This is a genomic window from Streptomyces sp. NPDC058457, assembly GCF_042720695.1.
Taxonomy (GTDB): domain Bacteria; phylum Actinomycetota; class Actinomycetes; order Streptomycetales; family Streptomycetaceae; genus Streptomyces.
This window is the reverse complement of the sequence record NZ_JBHXLU010000053.1, coordinates 5130-20823: the sequence shown is the minus strand read 5'-3', so window position 1 is coordinate 20823 and position 15694 is coordinate 5130. Positions and strand designations below refer to the sequence as shown.

General features: G+C 70.9%; 12 protein-coding genes. 5 read left to right on the top strand and 7 right to left on the bottom strand.

All coding sequences use genetic code 11. The annotated features are described in order from the left end of the window. The first annotated feature begins 12 nt into the window (after positions 1–12). Together ACFWPS_RS33105 and ACFWPS_RS33100 are read left to right on the top strand one after the other, a co-directional pair. Positions 13–1905, top strand: a complete 1893-nt coding sequence (locus tag ACFWPS_RS33105; protein WP_383711793.1) for an ABC transporter transmembrane domain-containing protein — start codon at positions 13–15, stop codon at positions 1903–1905. After that, positions 1902–3662 (top strand): ABC transporter ATP-binding protein, encoded by a 1761-nt coding sequence (locus tag ACFWPS_RS33100; RefSeq protein ID WP_383711791.1) that lies wholly within the window; start codon positions 1902–1904, stop codon positions 3660–3662. The genes ACFWPS_RS33105 and ACFWPS_RS33100 overlap by 4 nt, the downstream gene beginning before the upstream one ends. Positions 3663–3708: 46 nt before the next feature. Here ACFWPS_RS33100 and ACFWPS_RS33095 read toward each other — a convergent pair whose 3' ends face one another. After that, complete coding sequence (locus ACFWPS_RS33095; protein ID WP_089098676.1) at positions 3709–4044, bottom strand: P-II family nitrogen regulator; 336 nt, start codon at positions 4042–4044, stop codon at positions 3709–3711. A gap of 55 nt (positions 4045–4099) precedes the next feature. Then, positions 4100–5539: an ammonium transporter gene (locus tag ACFWPS_RS33090; RefSeq protein ID WP_383711789.1), complete on the bottom strand. Its 1440-nt coding sequence runs from the start codon at positions 5537–5539 to the stop codon at positions 4100–4102. A gap of 457 nt (positions 5540–5996) precedes the next feature. Between ACFWPS_RS33090 and ACFWPS_RS33085 the strand changes: the two genes are divergently transcribed. The 3 genes from ACFWPS_RS33085 to ACFWPS_RS33075 all read left to right on the top strand — a co-directional run bounded on the left by ACFWPS_RS33085 (position 5997) and on the right by ACFWPS_RS33075 (position 10525). After that, entirely contained in the window at positions 5997–8042 is a 2046-nt protein-coding gene (locus ACFWPS_RS33085) for a M4 family metallopeptidase (RefSeq protein WP_383711786.1), read from the top strand. Between the two features lie 249 nt (positions 8043–8291). Continuing rightward, positions 8292–9938 (top strand): M4 family metallopeptidase, encoded by a 1647-nt coding sequence (locus ACFWPS_RS33080; RefSeq protein WP_383711783.1) that lies wholly within the window; start codon positions 8292–8294, stop codon positions 9936–9938. A 71-nt stretch (positions 9939–10009) separates the two neighbouring features. Next, entirely contained in the window at positions 10010–10525 is a 516-nt protein-coding gene (locus tag ACFWPS_RS33075; protein WP_383711781.1) for a DUF1990 domain-containing protein, read from the top strand. Positions 10526–10528: 3 nt separating this feature from the next. Here the strand turns inward: ACFWPS_RS33075 and ACFWPS_RS33070 are convergent, their stop codons facing one another. From ACFWPS_RS33070 to ACFWPS_RS33050, 5 genes are all read right to left on the bottom strand, one after another. Continuing rightward, positions 10529–10876 (bottom strand): DUF6086 family protein, encoded by a 348-nt coding sequence (locus ACFWPS_RS33070; RefSeq protein WP_383711778.1) that lies wholly within the window; start codon positions 10874–10876, stop codon positions 10529–10531. A 35-nt stretch (positions 10877–10911) separates the two neighbouring features. Beyond that, on the bottom strand, positions 10912–11403 hold the full coding sequence (locus ACFWPS_RS33065) for a SitI3 family protein (RefSeq protein WP_383711775.1): 492 nt from the start codon (positions 11401–11403) through the stop codon (positions 10912–10914). Positions 11404–11422: 19 nt separating this feature from the next. Beyond that, the gene (locus ACFWPS_RS33060; protein WP_383711772.1) at positions 11423–12271 is read right to left on the bottom strand and encodes a hypothetical protein; all 849 of its coding nucleotides are present in this window, start codon (positions 12269–12271) and stop codon (positions 11423–11425) included. Between the two features lie 233 nt (positions 12272–12504). Then, positions 12505–12768, bottom strand: coding sequence for a hypothetical protein (locus ACFWPS_RS33055; protein WP_383711769.1), 264 nt, complete (start codon positions 12766–12768; stop codon positions 12505–12507). A gap of 153 nt (positions 12769–12921) precedes the next feature. Next, entirely contained in the window at positions 12922–15546 is a 2625-nt protein-coding gene (locus ACFWPS_RS33050; protein ID WP_383711766.1) for a glycosyltransferase family 1 protein, read from the bottom strand. Positions 15547–15694 lie beyond the last annotated feature (148 nt).

Genomic DNA, 15694 nt, shown 5'->3' with positions numbered 1-15694 from the left:
GGGGGTCGCAGGGTGATCGACGCGTACGAGGATCCGGGCACGCCCGACACCCGCGGCGGGTGGTCCTACCTGTGGTGGCTGGTGGCCTGCCAGCCGGGCCGCTCGCTCGCCGGGGCGCTGCTGGCCAGTGTCTGGCTGACGCTGATGGCCGGGACGCCGTACATGATGGCCCGGGCCGTGGACGACGGCCTGGTGCCGGGCCGGATGGCGGTGCTGGCCGGCTGGACGGCGGCGATCTTCGTCCTCGGGGCGGTCAACGCCTGGATCAGCATCATGCGGCACCGCACGATGACCCGGGTGCGGATGGACGCCTACTTCCGCACGATCAAGGTGCTCGTCGGTCAGACGGTACGGCTCGGCGCCGAGCTGCCGCGCCGGGCCGACGCCGGCGAGGTCGTCACGATCGGCGTCGGCGACGTGCACACCATCGCCCAGGCGCTGACCGTCGTAGGCCCCGGGGTGGGCGCGGTCGTCGTGTACGCGGTGGTGGCCGGTCTGCTGCTGACGATCTCGCCCCTGCTGACCGGCGTGGTGCTGCTCGGGGTGCCGGTGGTGGCGCTGCTCGCGGGGCCGCTGGCCCGGCGGCTGCAGGGCAGGGAGACCGAGTACCGGGAACGTCAGAGCGTGCTCACGGCCCGCATCGGCGACCTCGCGGGCGGCCTCCGCGTCCTCAACGGCCTCGGCGGCAAGGGCCTGTTCGCGGACGCCTTCCGCCGCGACTCCCAGCACCTGCGCGCCCAGGGCTACCGGGTGGGCGCGGTGGCCAGCTGGGTCCAGGCGCTGGGCATGGGCCTTCCGACGGTGTTCCTCGCGGTGGTCACCTGGATCGCGGCCCGGATGGCCGCCCACGGCGACATCACCGTGGGCCAGCTGGTGTCGGTGTACGGCTATGTCGCCGTCCTGATCGGCCCGGTGGCCTTCTTCCTCGACATGGGCTACCAGCTGAGCCGGGGCGTGGTGGCCGCCCGCAGGGTCGTCCGCCTCCTGCGCCACGAGCCGCGCCCGGACGAGGGCACGCAGCAGCCCCCCGCCGACCCGGCCGTCCTGCACGACCCGGAGTCGGGAGTACGGGTCCGGCCCGGCCGCCTGACGGCCCTGGTGAGCGCCGCCCCGACGGAGGCGGGAGCGGTCGTGGACCGCCTGGGCCGGTACACCCGCTCGGACGTGACGTGGGGAGGGGTACGACTGGACGCAGTACCCCTCCCGGAGGTACGCACCCGCATCCTGGTGGCCGACAACGATGCCGATCTGTTCGCAGGCACCCTGCGCAATGCAACAGGCGCAGGCGAAACGCGCCCCTTCAGGGGCGCGGGGCTGCATCAGATCTGCGGCTGCCGCCGCGCGGGCGCGACCAGCCCCCACACACCCGCCGAATCTTCTCAGGACGCCGGCCACGACGCGCCCCAAAGGGGCGCGGGGAACTGCGCGACCAGCCACGACGGCGCTGCACCCGCCACCCCACATCGCGAGGCACCCTCTGACGCGCACATCACCCAAGCCCTCCACGCCGCCGCGGCCAGCGACATCGTCCAGGCCCTCCCCGACGGCCTCGACTCCCCGATCGACGCCCAGGCCCGCAACCTCTCCGGCGGCCAACGCCAACGCATCCGCCTGGCCCGCGCCCTCCTCGCCGCCCCCGAGGTCCTCCTCGCCGTGGAACCCACCTCCGCCCTCGACGCCCACACCGAGGCCCTCGTAGCGGAGCGCCTCCGCTCCGCACGCGACGGCCGCACCACCCTCCTCACCACCACCTCCCCGCTGATGCTGGCCCACGTCGACGAGGTGATCTTCCTGGTCGACGGCAAGGTCGCCGCGACCGGCACCCACGAGGGACTGCTGGAGTACGCACCCGGCTACCGCGCCCTCGTGGCCCGGGACACGGAAGAGGAGGAGGTCGTCAGGTGACGGCGAGTCAACTCCCGGTCGCCGGCCGCGCCGACGTACGCCGGGCCACCCTCCGCCTGGTGAAGGCGGACCGCGGCCCCTTCGCCGCCGCCCTGCTGCTGAACGCGGCGGCAGCCGGCGCCGGCCTCGCCGGCCCCTGGCTGGTCGGCCGGATCGTGGACGAGGTACGGGCCGGCCGCGGGGTCGGCGCCGTGGACCACCTCGCCCGGTGGATCCTGCTCTGCTCCCTCGCCCAGCTGCTGCTCGCCCGCTCCGCCCGCTACCTCGGCCACCGCTTCGGCGAGCGGACGCTGGCCCGGGTCCGCGAGGAGTTCGTGGACCGGGCGCTGGCGCTGCCCGCGTCGGTCGTGGAGCGGGCCGGCACCGGCGACCTGACCGCGCGCGGCACGGGCGACGTGAGCACCGTCGGCACCACCCTGCGGGACGCCGGGCCCGAACTGCTGGTCAGCACGGTCCAGGCGCTGTTCGTGATGGGCGCGGTGTTCGTCCTCGACCCGGCGCTGGCCGCGTTCGGGGTGCTCGGGATGACCCCGATCTGGTTCGCGCTGCGCTGGTATCTGCGCCGGGCCCGGGACGCTTATCTCGCCGAGGGCGCCGCCACCTCGGGGGTCGCGGAGATCGTCACGGCGACGGTGACGGGCGCCCGCACGGTGGAGGCGTTCCGGCTCCAGGAGCAGCGGATCGCGGCGAGCCGGGACGCGCTGGAGACCAATCGGAAGGCCCGGTTCTACACGCTGTGGCTGCGGACCGTGTTCTTCCCGGCGGTCGAGGTGTCGTACACGGTGCCGGTGGCGGGGGTGCTGCTGGTCGGCGGGCTGCTGCATGCGGGCGTCGGGGTGGTGGTGTCGGCGGCGCTGTACCTGCGGCAGTTCACGGAGCCGCTGGACCAGATCCTGATGCGGGTGGAGCAGCTCCAGTCCAGCGGTGCCTCGTTCGCCCGGGTGGAGGGGCTGGCACAGGCTCCGCGGGCGGCGGCGGACGGCGGGGCACCCGCTCCGGCGGACGACCGGATCGACGTGCGTGAGGTGCGGTACGCCTACGAGCGCGGCGGTGAGGTGCTGCGCGGGGTGGACCTCACGGTGCGGCCCGGGGAGCGGCTCGCGGTGGTCGGGCCGTCCGGTGCCGGGAAGACGACGCTGAGCCGGCTGCTGGCGGGCGTCGACGCGCCCGGGTCGGGCACGGTGACCGTGGGCGGGGTGCCGATCGCGGGGCTGGAACCGGAGCGGCTGCGCCGCCAGGTCGTCCTGGTCACGCAGGAGCACCATGTCTTCCTCGGCACGGTCCGGGACAATCTGCTGATCGCCGAACCGGCCGCGGCCGACGCCGACCTGTGGGCGGCGCTCACCGCCGTCGGCGCCGACGACTGGGTGCGCGGCCTGCCCGACGGCCTCGACACCCGGCTCGGCACGGGCGGCACGGGCGGCACGGCCACCGACGGCTCCCGGGCCCAGCAACTCGCGCTGGCCCGGGTGGTGCTGGCCGACCCGCACACGCTGATCCTGGACGAGGCGACCGCGCTGCTGGACCCGGCGACCGCCCGGCACACCGAGCGCGCCCTGGCGGCCGTACTCGAAGGCCGTACGGTCATCGCCATCGCCCACCGGCTGCACACCGCCCATGACGCCGACCGGGTGGCGGTGATGGAGGACGGCCTCCTCACCGAACTCGGCACACACGAGGAGCTGGTGGCGGCGGACGGCGCCTACGCGGCCCTGTGGGCGACCTGGCACGGGGAACGGGGGGCGCCCCCTTCCTGAGTCCGGGGCCCCCGTGCCGCTCCCCGCCGCGCCGGGCGTCCCCTCCTCACAGGGCGTCCGGTCCCCGCTCCCGCGTCCTGATGCGGACCACCTCCTCCACCGGCGTCACCCACACCGTCCCGCCTCCCGTGCCGCGGCCGCCCGCGGCACGGATGACGCGGACCAGGTCGGCGGCGTCGAAGTCGAGGGTGAGGATGTCGAGGCGGAGCTGCGGGCTCAGGTCCACGCGGTACTCGGTGCCCCGGTAGATCTCCACCCGGACCCGGCGGGGCGTGTAGGCCTGGACCTCCGTCACGGTCACGCCCCGCACCCCGAAGGACTGGAGCGCCTTCATCACGTCGGGGACGCGGTGCGGGGGGAGGACCGCGGTGATGAGTTTCACCGAGACCCCTTCGCCTGGCGGCTGCTACGGCTTCCGGTCCTCAACTCCCGCTGCCTCAGCCGGTGTCCGGCTCGCGCTCCTTCTCCGGTGCTGGTGCCGGTACGGCTGCGCCCGCCGCGGCCGCCACCCCGACCGGTTCCGCCGCGGCCGCCGTCGCGGTCTCCGCCGGGTAGGCCTCCTCGTCGTGGACGGCGAGGTCGCCGCTCTCCAGGACGGAGTCCGGTGCCCGGAGTTTCACGAACAGGCCGATGGCCCTGAGGATCAGGAAGGTCATCACGGCGTCGTAGAGGATGACCGTGCCGGCCGCGCCCGCCTGCTTCCACAGCTGGTCGAGGTTGCCGTAGAGCCAGCCGCTGGTGGACCAGGCGGTGGAGCCGTCCTTGTTGAGGTACACGGCCATCGCCGGGTCGGCGAAGATGCCGACGAGCATGCCGCCGGCCAGGCCCGCGATGCCGTGGGTGTAGACGACGCCGAGCGCGTCGTCGACCTTCGAGAACGGTTTGATCTTCGGGAGATAGGTCCAGGCGAGCCAGACGATCGACGACGAGATGATGCCGATGTAGATCGCGCCGATGCCGGTGACGAACCCGGCCGCCGGGGTGATGGCCACCAGACCGACGATCATGCCGTTGACCGCGCCGAGGAAGGTCGGTTTGCGCTGCGGTCCGACGAGCATGTCCCACAGGACCCAGACCAGCAGGGCGACGGCCGTGCAGAGGTTGGTGTTGAGGACGGCGGCGGCCGCGTTGTGGCCGCCGAAGTACATGTCGCCGCCGTTGAAGCCGTTCCAGCCGAGCCAGAGGATGCCGGCGCCGACGGCGACCATGGGCAGGTTGTTGGGGACGCCGTGGGCCCGGTCCTTGGCGAGGCGGGGGCCGATCACGGCGGCGGCCACGAAGCCGGAGGTGCCGGCGGCGAGGTGGATGACGTAGCCGCCGGAGTAGTCGAGGGCGCCCTTGGCCGCCCACCAGCCGCCGCCCCACAGCAGGAAGGCGTTGACGGTGTAGACGAGGGTTGACCAGAGCGGGACGAAGAGCAGCCAGGCGCGGATGTTCATGCGGCCGATGACGCTGCCCATGAAGAGCAGGGGGGTGATCGCCGCGAAAGCGAAGTGGAAGTAGGCGAGCGTGGACTGCGGGAAGTGGAAGCTCGGCATCAGGTCGTTGCCGTTGACGAGCGGGATGTAGGCCTGCTGCTGTTCGCTCGCCGAGCCGACGATGGTGCCGGGGCGGCCGACGAACGCACCGAGGATCCCGGGCCAGTGCGCGTTCAGGGGTTCCCCGAAGCCCATCTTGAACTCCCACAGCACCCAGCCGACCAGCACCAGCGAGAAGCCGGTGAAGGCCATGAACATGGTGTTCACGACCCACTTGCGCTGGACCAGGCCGCCGTAAAGAATCGCGATGCCGGGAATGCTCATGAGCCCGACCAGGGTCGCGGCGACGAGCTGCCAGGCGTTGTCCCCGGCGTCCAGCCAACTCGGATACGGAATCACTGCACCGTCAACTCCCCTCCTGGGAGCGGCGGTCCGGCAGACCGCCGAATTGCACGGCAGGATCCGCCCGCTGGTGTTGCTCCGTGGTTCCGGGGGCATGTCGCGCCCGCAAACTTCCCCTCACATACCGTGCTTTTCCCTCGAACTTACGAGGGCTTTACGTCACCCCTCACTCGGACCGCACCGGCCAACGGTCCGCATACCGGACCTGAACATCCGGTCAACGAACGATTTCCGGCCAAGTTCCTGACGCGGTCCTGACAGGTGGCGTTTTCTGCTGCCACTCTTCCCACGGCCGACTCACAGCAACCCCACAGCTCCACCCCGCCGCTGCTGTCGGGTCGGGCACTGCACACGCACATGGTTCCGAGCTTCGCCCAGTTCTGCCCGGCCGGCCCACCCGCCGTCCGGATCTCCCCTGGCCGTGTGACCCGCGGCCACGCAGAAGGAGTCAGTGTTGAGAAGCAGTTCCTCTCGCAGACGCACCCCCCACAGCACGTACCGCCGTACCGCAGCAGTGGCCCTCGCGGGCGTCACCGCCCTGATCGCCGCGGCCGTCCAGTCGGGCGCCGCCAGCGCCGCCCCGGCCGCCCCGCAGCTCGGCAGGGTCAACCCGGCCCACGCGGCCGTCAAGCTCTCCCCCTCGCAGCGCGCGGAACTGCTCCGCGACGCGAGCGGCGAACGGGCCGCCACCGCAAAGGCGATAGGCCTCGGCACCAAGGAGAAGCTGGTCGTCAAGGACGTCGTGAAGGACGCCGACGGCACCCTGCACACCCGCTACGAGCGCACCTACGCCGGTCTGCCGGTCCTCGGCGGCGACCTGGTCGTCGACACCGCCAGGTCGGGCGCCACCGAGCGGGTCATCAAGGCGAACAACGCCGCGCTCAAGGTCGCCGACCTCACCCCGGCCAGGAGCGCGGCGAGCGCCGAGAAGACGGCCCTCGCCGCCGCCAGGACGCTGGGCTCCACCAAGTCCGCGGCGGACGGCGCCCGCAAGGTGGTCTGGGCCGGCTCGGGCACCCCCGTCCTCGCCTACGAGACGATCGTCGGCGGCTTCCAGGACGACGGCACCCCCAACCAGCTGCACGTCATCACCGACGCTGCCACCGGCAAGAAGCTCTTCGAGTACCAGGGCATCGAGAACGTCACCGGCACCGGTAACACCCAGTACAGCGGGACGGTGTCGCTGTCGACGACCCAGTCGGGTTCGACGTACAACCTGACCGACGGCGACCGTGGCGGCCACAAGACGTACAACCTGAACCACGGCACCTCGGGCACCGGCACGCTGTTCTCGCAGTCGAGCAACACCTGGGGCAACAGCACCACGTCGAACGCCGCCACCGCGGGCGCCGACGCGCACTACGGGGCCGCCGAGACCTGGGACTTCTACAAGAACACCTTCGGCCGCAGCGGCATCAAGAACAACGGCGTCGGCGCCTACTCCCGCGTCCACTACGGCAACTCGTACGTCAACGCGTTCTGGGACGACGGCTGCTTCTGCATGACCTACGGCGACGGCTCCGGCAACGCGGACCCGCTGACCGCCCTCGACGTGGCCGGCCACGAGATGAGCCACGGCGTCACCGCCAACACCGCCGGCCTCAACTACAGCGGCGAGTCCGGCGGCCTCAACGAGGCCACCTCCGACATCTTCGGCACCGGCGTGGAGTTCTACGCGGCCAACTCGACCGACGTCGGTGACTACCTCATCGGCGAGAAGATCAACATCAACGGCGACGGCACCCCGCTGCGCTACATGGACAAGCCGAGCAAGGACGGCGGTTCCGCGGACAGTTGGTACTCCGGCGTCGGCAACCTCGACGTGCACTACTCGTCCGGCGTGGCGAACCACTTCTTCTACCTGCTGAGCGAGGGCAGCGGCGCCAAGGTCATCAACGGCGTCAGCTACAACTCGCCCACCTCGGACGGCCTTCCGGTCACCGGCATCGGCCGCGACAAGGCCCTCCAGATCTGGTACCGGGCGCTCACCACCAAGTTCACCTCGACCACCAACTACGCGGCCGCCCGCACCGGCACCCTCGCGGCGGCGGGTGAGCTGTACGGCACCACCAGCACCGAGTACAAGGCGGTGCAGGACGCCTGGGCGGCCGTGGCGGTCGGCGCGCGCTCCGGCGGCGGTGGCGGTACGGGCACCTCGTACGAGAGCACCACGGCCGTGTCGATTCCGGACAACGGGCCGGCGGTCACCTCGTCGATCACGGTCTCCGGCCGGACCGGCAACGCGCCGAGCAACTTGCAGGTAACGCCGAATATCAGCCACACGTGGCGCGGCGACCTGGTGATCGACCTCGTCGGTCCGTCCGGGACTTCGTACCGCCTGAAGAACTTCAGCTCGTCCGACTCGGCGGACAACGTGACGGACACCTACACGGTGAACGCCTCGTCGGAATCGGCCAATGGCACCTGGAAGTTGAAGGTCCAGGACCAGGCCGCGCAGGACGTCGGCACGATCAACGGGTGGAAGCTGACCTTCCCGTAACCGCAGGTAACTCAGACGGGCACCGGGCGCCGTCCGGGGGGATCCTCCCCTCGGGCGGCGCCCGTTTTACATGCCCGCAACGTTCACCCAACACATGCTTTTCGGCCAACATCACTTCAAGGTCATGACATGTACGCGACCTTGATGTCACTCTTCCTTCACCCGTCGCACAGCACAGCAACTTCACACCCCACAGCCGGGCCGGTAACCCCACTCCGCCCGGACTCCCCACATCATGAAGGAGCTTGAGTGAGCCCCCTCTACGCGCGTCACAAGCGCACCACGCTCGCCATCGCCACCGCTGTCGCCGCCGGCGCCCTCCTCACCACCGGTATGACCGCGAACGCCTCGGCCGTCGACAAGAAGCCGCTGGCCGCCGCCCCCACGCTGCTCTCCAACTCCGCCCGCACCGCCCTGATCCAGAAGGCGGACGCGAACGTCGCCGAGACGGCCAAGCAGATAGGCCTCGGCACCAAGGAGAAGCTGGTCGTCAAGGACGTCGTGAAGGACGTCGACGGCACGGTCCACACGCGCTACGAGCGCACCTACGCGGGCCTGCCCGTCCTCGGCGGCGACATCGTCGTGCACACCTCGAAGGCCGGCAAGACCGAGGGCGTCACCAAGGCGACCAAGGCGACCATCAAGGTGGCTTCCCTCAAGCCGCAGATCACCGCCGCCAAGGCCGAGAAGACCGCGCTCACCGCGGCCAAGACCCTCGGCTCCACCAAGCAGGCCGCCGACGGCGCCCGCAAGGTGGTCTGGGCCGGCTCGGGCACCCCCGTCCTCGCCTACGAGACGGTCGTCGGCGGCTTCCAGGACGACGGCACCCCGAACAAGCTGCACGTCATCACCGACGCGGCCACCGGCAAGAAGCTCTTCGAGTACCAGGGCGTCGAGAACGCCACCGGTACCGGCAAGACGCTGTACTCCGGCACGGTCAGCCTCACCACCTCGCTGTCGGGCACGACGTACTCGCTGACCGACGCCTCCCGCGGCAGCCACAAGACGTACAACCTGAAGCACACCACCAGCTCCGGCACCGGCACCCTGTTCACCAACACCACCAACACCTGGGGCACCGGCACCGCCTCCAGCTCCACCACCGACGTGACCGCGGCCGCCGACGCCGCCTACGGCGCGCAGGAGACCTGGGACTTCTACAAGAGCACCTTCGGCCGCAGCGGCATCAAGAACGACGGTGTCGGCGCCTACTCCCGCGTCCACTACGGCAGCTCGTACGTCAACGCCTTCTGGGACGACGACTGCTTCTGCATGACCTACGGCGACGGCTCCAGCAACACCCACCCGCTGACCTCGCTGGACGTGGCCGGCCACGAGATGAGCCACGGCGTCACCGCCAACACCGCGGGCCTCAACTACAGCGGCGAGTCCGGCGGCCTCAACGAGGCCACCTCGGACATCTTCGGCACGGGTGTCGAGTTCTACGCCAACAACGCCTCCGACCCCGGTGACTACCTCATCGGCGAGAAGATCAACATCAACGGCGACGGCACCCCGCTGCGCTACATGGACCAGCCCAGCAAGGACGGCGGCTCCGCCAACTACTGGTCCTCCTCGGTCGGCAACCTCGACGTGCACTACTCGTCGGGCGTCGCGAACCACTTCTTCTACCTCCTCTCGGAGGGCAGCGGTTCGAAGACCATCAACGGCGTCAGCTACAACTCGCCGACGTACACCGGCTCCACGGTCACCGGCATCGGCCGGGACAAGGCGCTGCAGATCTGGTACAAGGCGCTGACGACGTACTTCACGTCGACCACGAACTACAAGTCGGCCCGCACCGGCACGCTGTCCGCGGCGGCCGCGCTGTACGGCTCCGGCTCCACCGAGTACAACGCGGTGGCGGCGGCCTGGACGGCGGTCAACGTCAGCTGACCCCACCCCCAGCAGCACAGGCGGGCCCCCGGGGAGAAGGCGTCCCGGGGGCCCGCCCTACGCTCTCTCCCATGTCCTTCACGTACGAGGCGGTCGGCGCCACTCGCGAGAGCCTCGCCGCCTGCCCGCCGGGCTTCCACCCCCTGCATGTGCGCACGCGCATAGGCGAGGGCCAGGAAGTCTTCCACCGGGCCGCCGAGGCGGTCCTCACCTGGGAACTCCACCGCGCCCTCGGCGTGGGCATCGACGCCACCGCCGACCGCGCGGCCCCCGGCGTCGACGTCACCGTCACCCTGGCCGGCCTCATCAAGGCCCCCTGCCGGATCGTCTGGACGGCCGAGGAGTCCCGCCGCGCCGGCTGGGCCTACGGCACCCTCACCGGCCACCCCGAATGCGGCGAGGAGGCCTTCGTCGTCGACCGCACCGGCGACGGCACGGTCTGGCTCACGGTCGCGGCCTTCAGCAGACCCGCCAAGTGGTACGCCCGCGCGGGCGGGGCGGCGACCCGAGGGCTGCAGCACGCGTACGCCCGCCGTTGCGGGGCGGTGCTGCGGAGACTGTGCGCGGATGCGGAGCCCGAGTTCTGACGGTCAGACAGCCATGGCCCGGGCATGCTGGTCCCGCAGTACCGCCCATGCCCGCTCCTGATCCGGACCGGGCATCGCGGGGGCCGGGTGCCCGGCGCGATCGATGAGAACCAACGCGGTCGCGATGAAGCCGAGGGACAGGGAGCGCAGGATTCCCTCACGGGTGCCGCTGAACCGGCCGACGGCCGCGGCGCAGAGTGCGCCGAAGGCCCGGAAGTCGACGAGGCAGACTCCGTCGACGGGGTCGGCGACACCTGAGGTGACGCCGAAGACCTGGGCGAAGACCTCGGCGGTTCCCACGAATGCCTGGGCGACCTCGGTATTCGGGCACCAGATGTCGCGGCCCGGCATATCGGTCGCCTGAAACCGGAATCGCCTGTACTGACTCACTCCGAGTCCATGCTGTGGGTTTCCCGCCGGTAGGGCTGCGTCATCAGGGCCAGCCGCTGCGGTGGCCAGATGTCGTCCCGTTCGTTGAGGCTGAGCTCGCCGTTCCGGCGAAGCAGCCAGATCACCTCGTACTGGAAGTGGAGGACGGCGTCGCCCTCGACGCGCTCCAACAGAGGTGACACCAGGCGGATCATGTCGTCCTCCTGGTCCGAGACCTCGACGCCTTTGGCCACGCGGAACCCGACACCGACAGTGGGCGTGAAGCCGAGCCCCTCGACGATGGGGTGCCACGGGTGTGGTGTCGCCTGCGGGAGGACACTGATGCTGGTTCCCAACCGGCTGAGTGCGAACGTCCCCCGTTCCGCCAGCCGCTCGGCAGTGGCCGACACATCGAACACGCCGTTCCCTCTGCCGATCTCCGAGAGCCGAGCAGCGACATCGACCGCGGATGCCGACGTCGCGATGTCGAGGTCGTAATCGATTGCCATGGAGAAGTTCCCCTGTTTTCTACGGATAAAGGTGCACGATATTTCCTTCGCGGTCGATCACCAACACCTCTTTGAGTCCGGCCTTGGGCCAGTCGTTGAACTGCTTCCGCAGTGCGCCCAGGTCGGCGTTGCTGTCTCCGAGGTTCAGAACGACGCGCTCCGTCTGTTCCTTGTCCACCTTTTTCTCGACCGCTGTCCAGATGGAGCGGGGACTGCTCGTGGTAGGGGCATAGTTGTCGAAAATCTGGCCTTCGACCCGGAAATCAGGCTTCGTCCCGTTCGCCATCCTTCCCGGAGACTGTTCGACGTCGTATCCCTGCTTGGCGAGCGTCTCGGCCGAGTGCACCTCTCGCCCCTTGGCCCGGATCGTCTCCGGGTTGTCGTTCTTGCTCAGGGATTCCGGCTTCCCCCGAGGCTGCGCATTGGGGTCCGGCTGCCCCGACGGCCTGGTCCGGTCCGCCTCCGCCGCCGGGTCCCAGTCACCGCCTCCGCCGCCCGAACCGTCGGACGTCATGTCGACCCGGTCGGGCCCCGTCGCGTCGTTGACGATGTTGGCCAGTCCGGCACCCGCCAGGGACACCCCCACGGCAATCTGGGCGGCGGCCGCGACATTGACCGGGATACCGAGGGCGGCACCGATGCCGGTGGCGTCCAGCAGCACGCCTCCGGCCTCCTCCCCGAGACCGCCCGCCACCAGAGCGAGTCCGCCGAGAACGGAGAGTGTGGAGCCGGCGTCGTGCAGCATCGCGTTGCCGAGGGAGGCGAGGTCGGAGACCAGGACCTCACCCGCGTCCTTGAGGAAGTCCCCCACGTCGGACGCGATGGAGTCGACCGCGTTGCCGAACTTGTCCCACCCCGAGTCGTGCATGCCGTCGTGGGTAATGGCACGGTGAATGACCTTGGCGGCCTGGTTCGCCGCGTCGTCGCGGACGTCCTTGGCACGCCGGAGGGCCGACTTGGCGTTCGACAGGTCGCCGGCCGCCCGGTCCCGCGCCTTGTTCAGCCGGACGCGCTGGGGATCGTCGTCAGCCGTGTCCTTCGGCAGGCCCTGGATGCTCCGGAGCGCCGACTCGTGATCGGCGTGAGCGGCCTGTGCGGCCTTCAGCGCCTTGTCGGCCAGTTGCTGTGCGTGTTCGAGGGTGCTGGCCCAGTCGGCGGTACTGCCGTCGACGATCCGCGGTCCTTGCGGTGGATCTTCCAGTTGTCGGCGAACTCGTCGAAGGCGCCGACTGTGCGCCGGTCCCCGAGCTCCGCCGCGGAGAAGTCCTCAGCCGGATTGGTGCGGCTGGTGAAGTTGTCGTAGATGCGCTGCAGCGCACGCGAGCACTCGCGTATGCGCTTGGTGTCCGCTTTCAGATCGCCCATCGAAGCTCCGCCCCCGTACGTCACTTCGTGTACATGCCCATCGACAACCGTAGTGACGGTACGCATGGGGCAGGTATGACAGCTGCCGTCGAAGAGCAATCCGATCGCCAAGGGCAGGCAAGGTCCGCCCTTGGCGCGTCGGGTCCCGCGTGGTCAGCGCATCAGCACCCCGGCCCCCGTGACCGCCCCCTCCGAAGGCGCCACCACCAGTCCCAGCTCCGCGCCGGATGCCAGCAGCCGGTGGGTGGGGAGGATACGGACCGTGTAGCCGTAGGGGCCCGTGCGGTCCAGGGAGAGGGGGCCCTCGTAGGTCCAGTGGCCTTCCAGGTCCGGGCCGGCGATCGGCTTCAGCGGGACGGTCGTACCGTCCGTGATGCGGTCCTCCGGGTCGACCCGGCCGGAGACGGCCTGGACCTCCACGTCGTCGGGGGCGAGGTCGCCGAGGCGGACGCGGACGCGCAGGGCGAGGGTGGTGCCCAGTTCGGCGGTGGCGGTGGCGGTGGTCGTCTCGACGTGGTCCACCGAGACTCCGTGCCAGGCCGCCCGCACCCTGCCCTTCCAGGTGGACAGTTCACGGGCCGTGTCCGAGGTCATGGACCGGTGGGCGTGGGCCGCCGGGGTGTAGAGGCGCTCCACGTACTCCCGGACCATGCGGCCCGCCAGCACCTTGGGCCCCAGCAGGGTCAGGGTCTGCCGGACCATCTCGATCCAGCGGTCCGGGAGACCGCTGCGGCCACGCTCGTAGAAGCGCGGGGTCACCCGCTGCTCCAGCAGGTCGTACAGCGCGGCGGCCTCGATGTCGTCCCGGCGGTCGGGATCGGTGCCGACGCCGTCCGCCGTCGGGATCGCCCAGCCGAAGTCCGGCTGGAACCACTCGTCCCACCAGCCGTCCAGCACCGAGAGGTTGAGGCCGCCGTTGAGCGCCGCCTTCATCCCGCTCGTCCCGCACGCCTCCAGCGGGCGCAGCGGGTTGTTCAGCCAGATGTCACAGCCGGGCAGGAGCTTCTGCGCCATCGCCATGCCGTAGTCGGGCAGGAAGACGACGCGGTGCCGGACGCGCGGGTCGTCGGTGAAGCGGACCAGTTCCTGGACCAGCCGCTTGCCGCCGTCGTCGGCCGGGTGCGCCTTCCCGGCCACCACGATCTGGATCGGCCGCTCGGGGTGGAGCAGCAGGTCCATCAGCCGGTCGCGGTCGCGCAGCATGAGCGTGAGGCGCTTGTACGAGGGGACACGCCTGGCGAATCCGATGGTCAGGACGTCGGGGTCGAGGGCGCCGTCGATCCAGCCCAGCTCGGCGGTACCGGCGCCGCGTTGCCGCCAGGACGCCCGCAGCCGCTCCCGCACCTCCAGCACCAGCTGCTCGCGCAGGCTGCGGCGCAGCTCCCAGATCTCCTGGTCGGCGACCTCCGCGACCGCGTCCCAGCGCTCCGGGCCGCCGACGGTCAGTGCCTCCTCGGTACGGCGGTCGCCGAGCCGCCGGGCGCCCAGCCGGACGACCTCCGGTGCCACCCAGGTCGGGGCGTGCACCCCGTTCGTCACGGAGGTGATCGGCACCTCGTCGGGGTCGAATCCCGGCCACAGGCCGGAGAACATCTCCCGGCTGACGTTCCCGTGCAGCAGCGAGACCCCGTTGGCGCGCTGGGCCAGCCGCAGCCCCATCACGGCCATGTTGAAGAGGTTGGGCTCGCCGCCGGGGTAGGTCTCCATGCCGAGCCGCAGGATGTGCTCCACGCCGATCCCGGGGAGCTCGGCGTCGGGACCGAAGTGGTGGGCGACCAGCTCGCGGTCGAAGCGGTCGATGCCGGCCGGGACGGGCGTGTGGGTGGTGAAGACCGTGCCGGCCCGGACCGCCTCCAGCGCGGAGTCGAAGTCCAGCCCGGCGGCCACCAGCTCGGCGATCCGCTCCAGGCCCAGGAAGCCGGCGTGGCCCTCGTTGGTGTGGAACACCTCCGGCACGGGGTGGCCGGTCAGCCGGCAGTACGTCCGTACGGCCCGCACACCCCCTATCCCGAGGAGCATCTCCTGGAGCAGCCGGTGCTCGCTGCCGCCGCCGTAGAGCCGGTCGGTGACCCCGCGTTCGCCGAAGTCGTTCTCCTCGACGTCCGAGTCCAGCATCAGCAACGGCACCCTGCCGACCTGGGCCAGCCAGATACGGGCGCGCAGCAGTCTGCCGCCGGGCAGCGCGAGGGAGACGTGCGCGGGGGTGCCGTCGGCCTCCTTCAGCAGGGCCACGGGGAGTTCGTTGGGGTCGAGGACGGGATAGTGCTCCTGCTGCCAGCCGTCCCGGGACAGGGACTGCCGGAAGTAGCCGTGCCGGTAGAGCAGGCCGACGCCGATCAGCGGCACGCCGAGGTCGCTGGCCGACTTGAGGTGGTCGCCGGCCAGGATGCCGAGGCCGCCGGAGTACTGGGGCAGGGCGGCCGTGATGCCGAACTCGGGTGAGAAGTAGGCGACGGCGGCCGGGAGTTCGGCCGACTGGGGGCGGGTCTGGTACCAGCGGTCACCGGTCACGTAGTCATTGAGATCATCGGCGACCGCGGTCAGCCGGCGCAGGAACCGGCGGTCCCCGGCCAGTTCGGCGAGCCGAGCCGGCGGCACACTGCCGAGCAGTCGCACCGGGTCGCCCTCCGAGGCGGCCCAGCGCTCGGGGTCGACGGCCTGGAAGAGGTCACGGGTCTCGGCGTGCCAGGACCAGCGCAGGTTACGGGCCAGGTCGCTGAGGGGGCGGAGGGGTTCGGGGAGAACGGGACGGACGGTGAACCGACGGATCGCCTTCACATTCCACCTCGTGCAGTTCGCAAGGGGAGCCGTACAACCCTGTGCGGCTCGGCGTCTGTCCGACAGTACCGGTGCGAGGGTGCCAGGGGGGGGGGGGGGGGCCCCCCCCCCCCCGCGGGGCGCAGCGGGGGCGGGGGGGGCGGCCGGC

What these genes read in the sequence shown, in the direction of transcription:
- ACFWPS_RS33075 (WP_383711781.1), top strand. Translation starts at nt 10,010, where the DNA reads ATGTCCTTCACGTACGAGGCGGTCGGCGCCACTCGCGAGAGCCTCGCC.
- ACFWPS_RS33070 (WP_383711778.1), bottom strand. Translation starts at nt 10,876, where the DNA reads ATGCCGGGCCGCGACATCTGGTGCCCGAATACCGAGGTCGCCCAGGCA.
- ACFWPS_RS33065 (WP_383711775.1), bottom strand. Translation starts at nt 11,403, where the DNA reads ATGGCAATCGATTACGACCTCGACATCGCGACGTCGGCATCCGCGGTC.
- ACFWPS_RS33060 (WP_383711772.1), bottom strand. Translation starts at nt 12,271, where the DNA reads ATGCACGACTCGGGGTGGGACAAGTTCGGCAACGCGGTCGACTCCATC.
- ACFWPS_RS33055 (WP_383711769.1), bottom strand. Translation starts at nt 12,768, where the DNA reads ATGGGCGATCTGAAAGCGGACACCAAGCGCATACGCGAGTGCTCGCGT.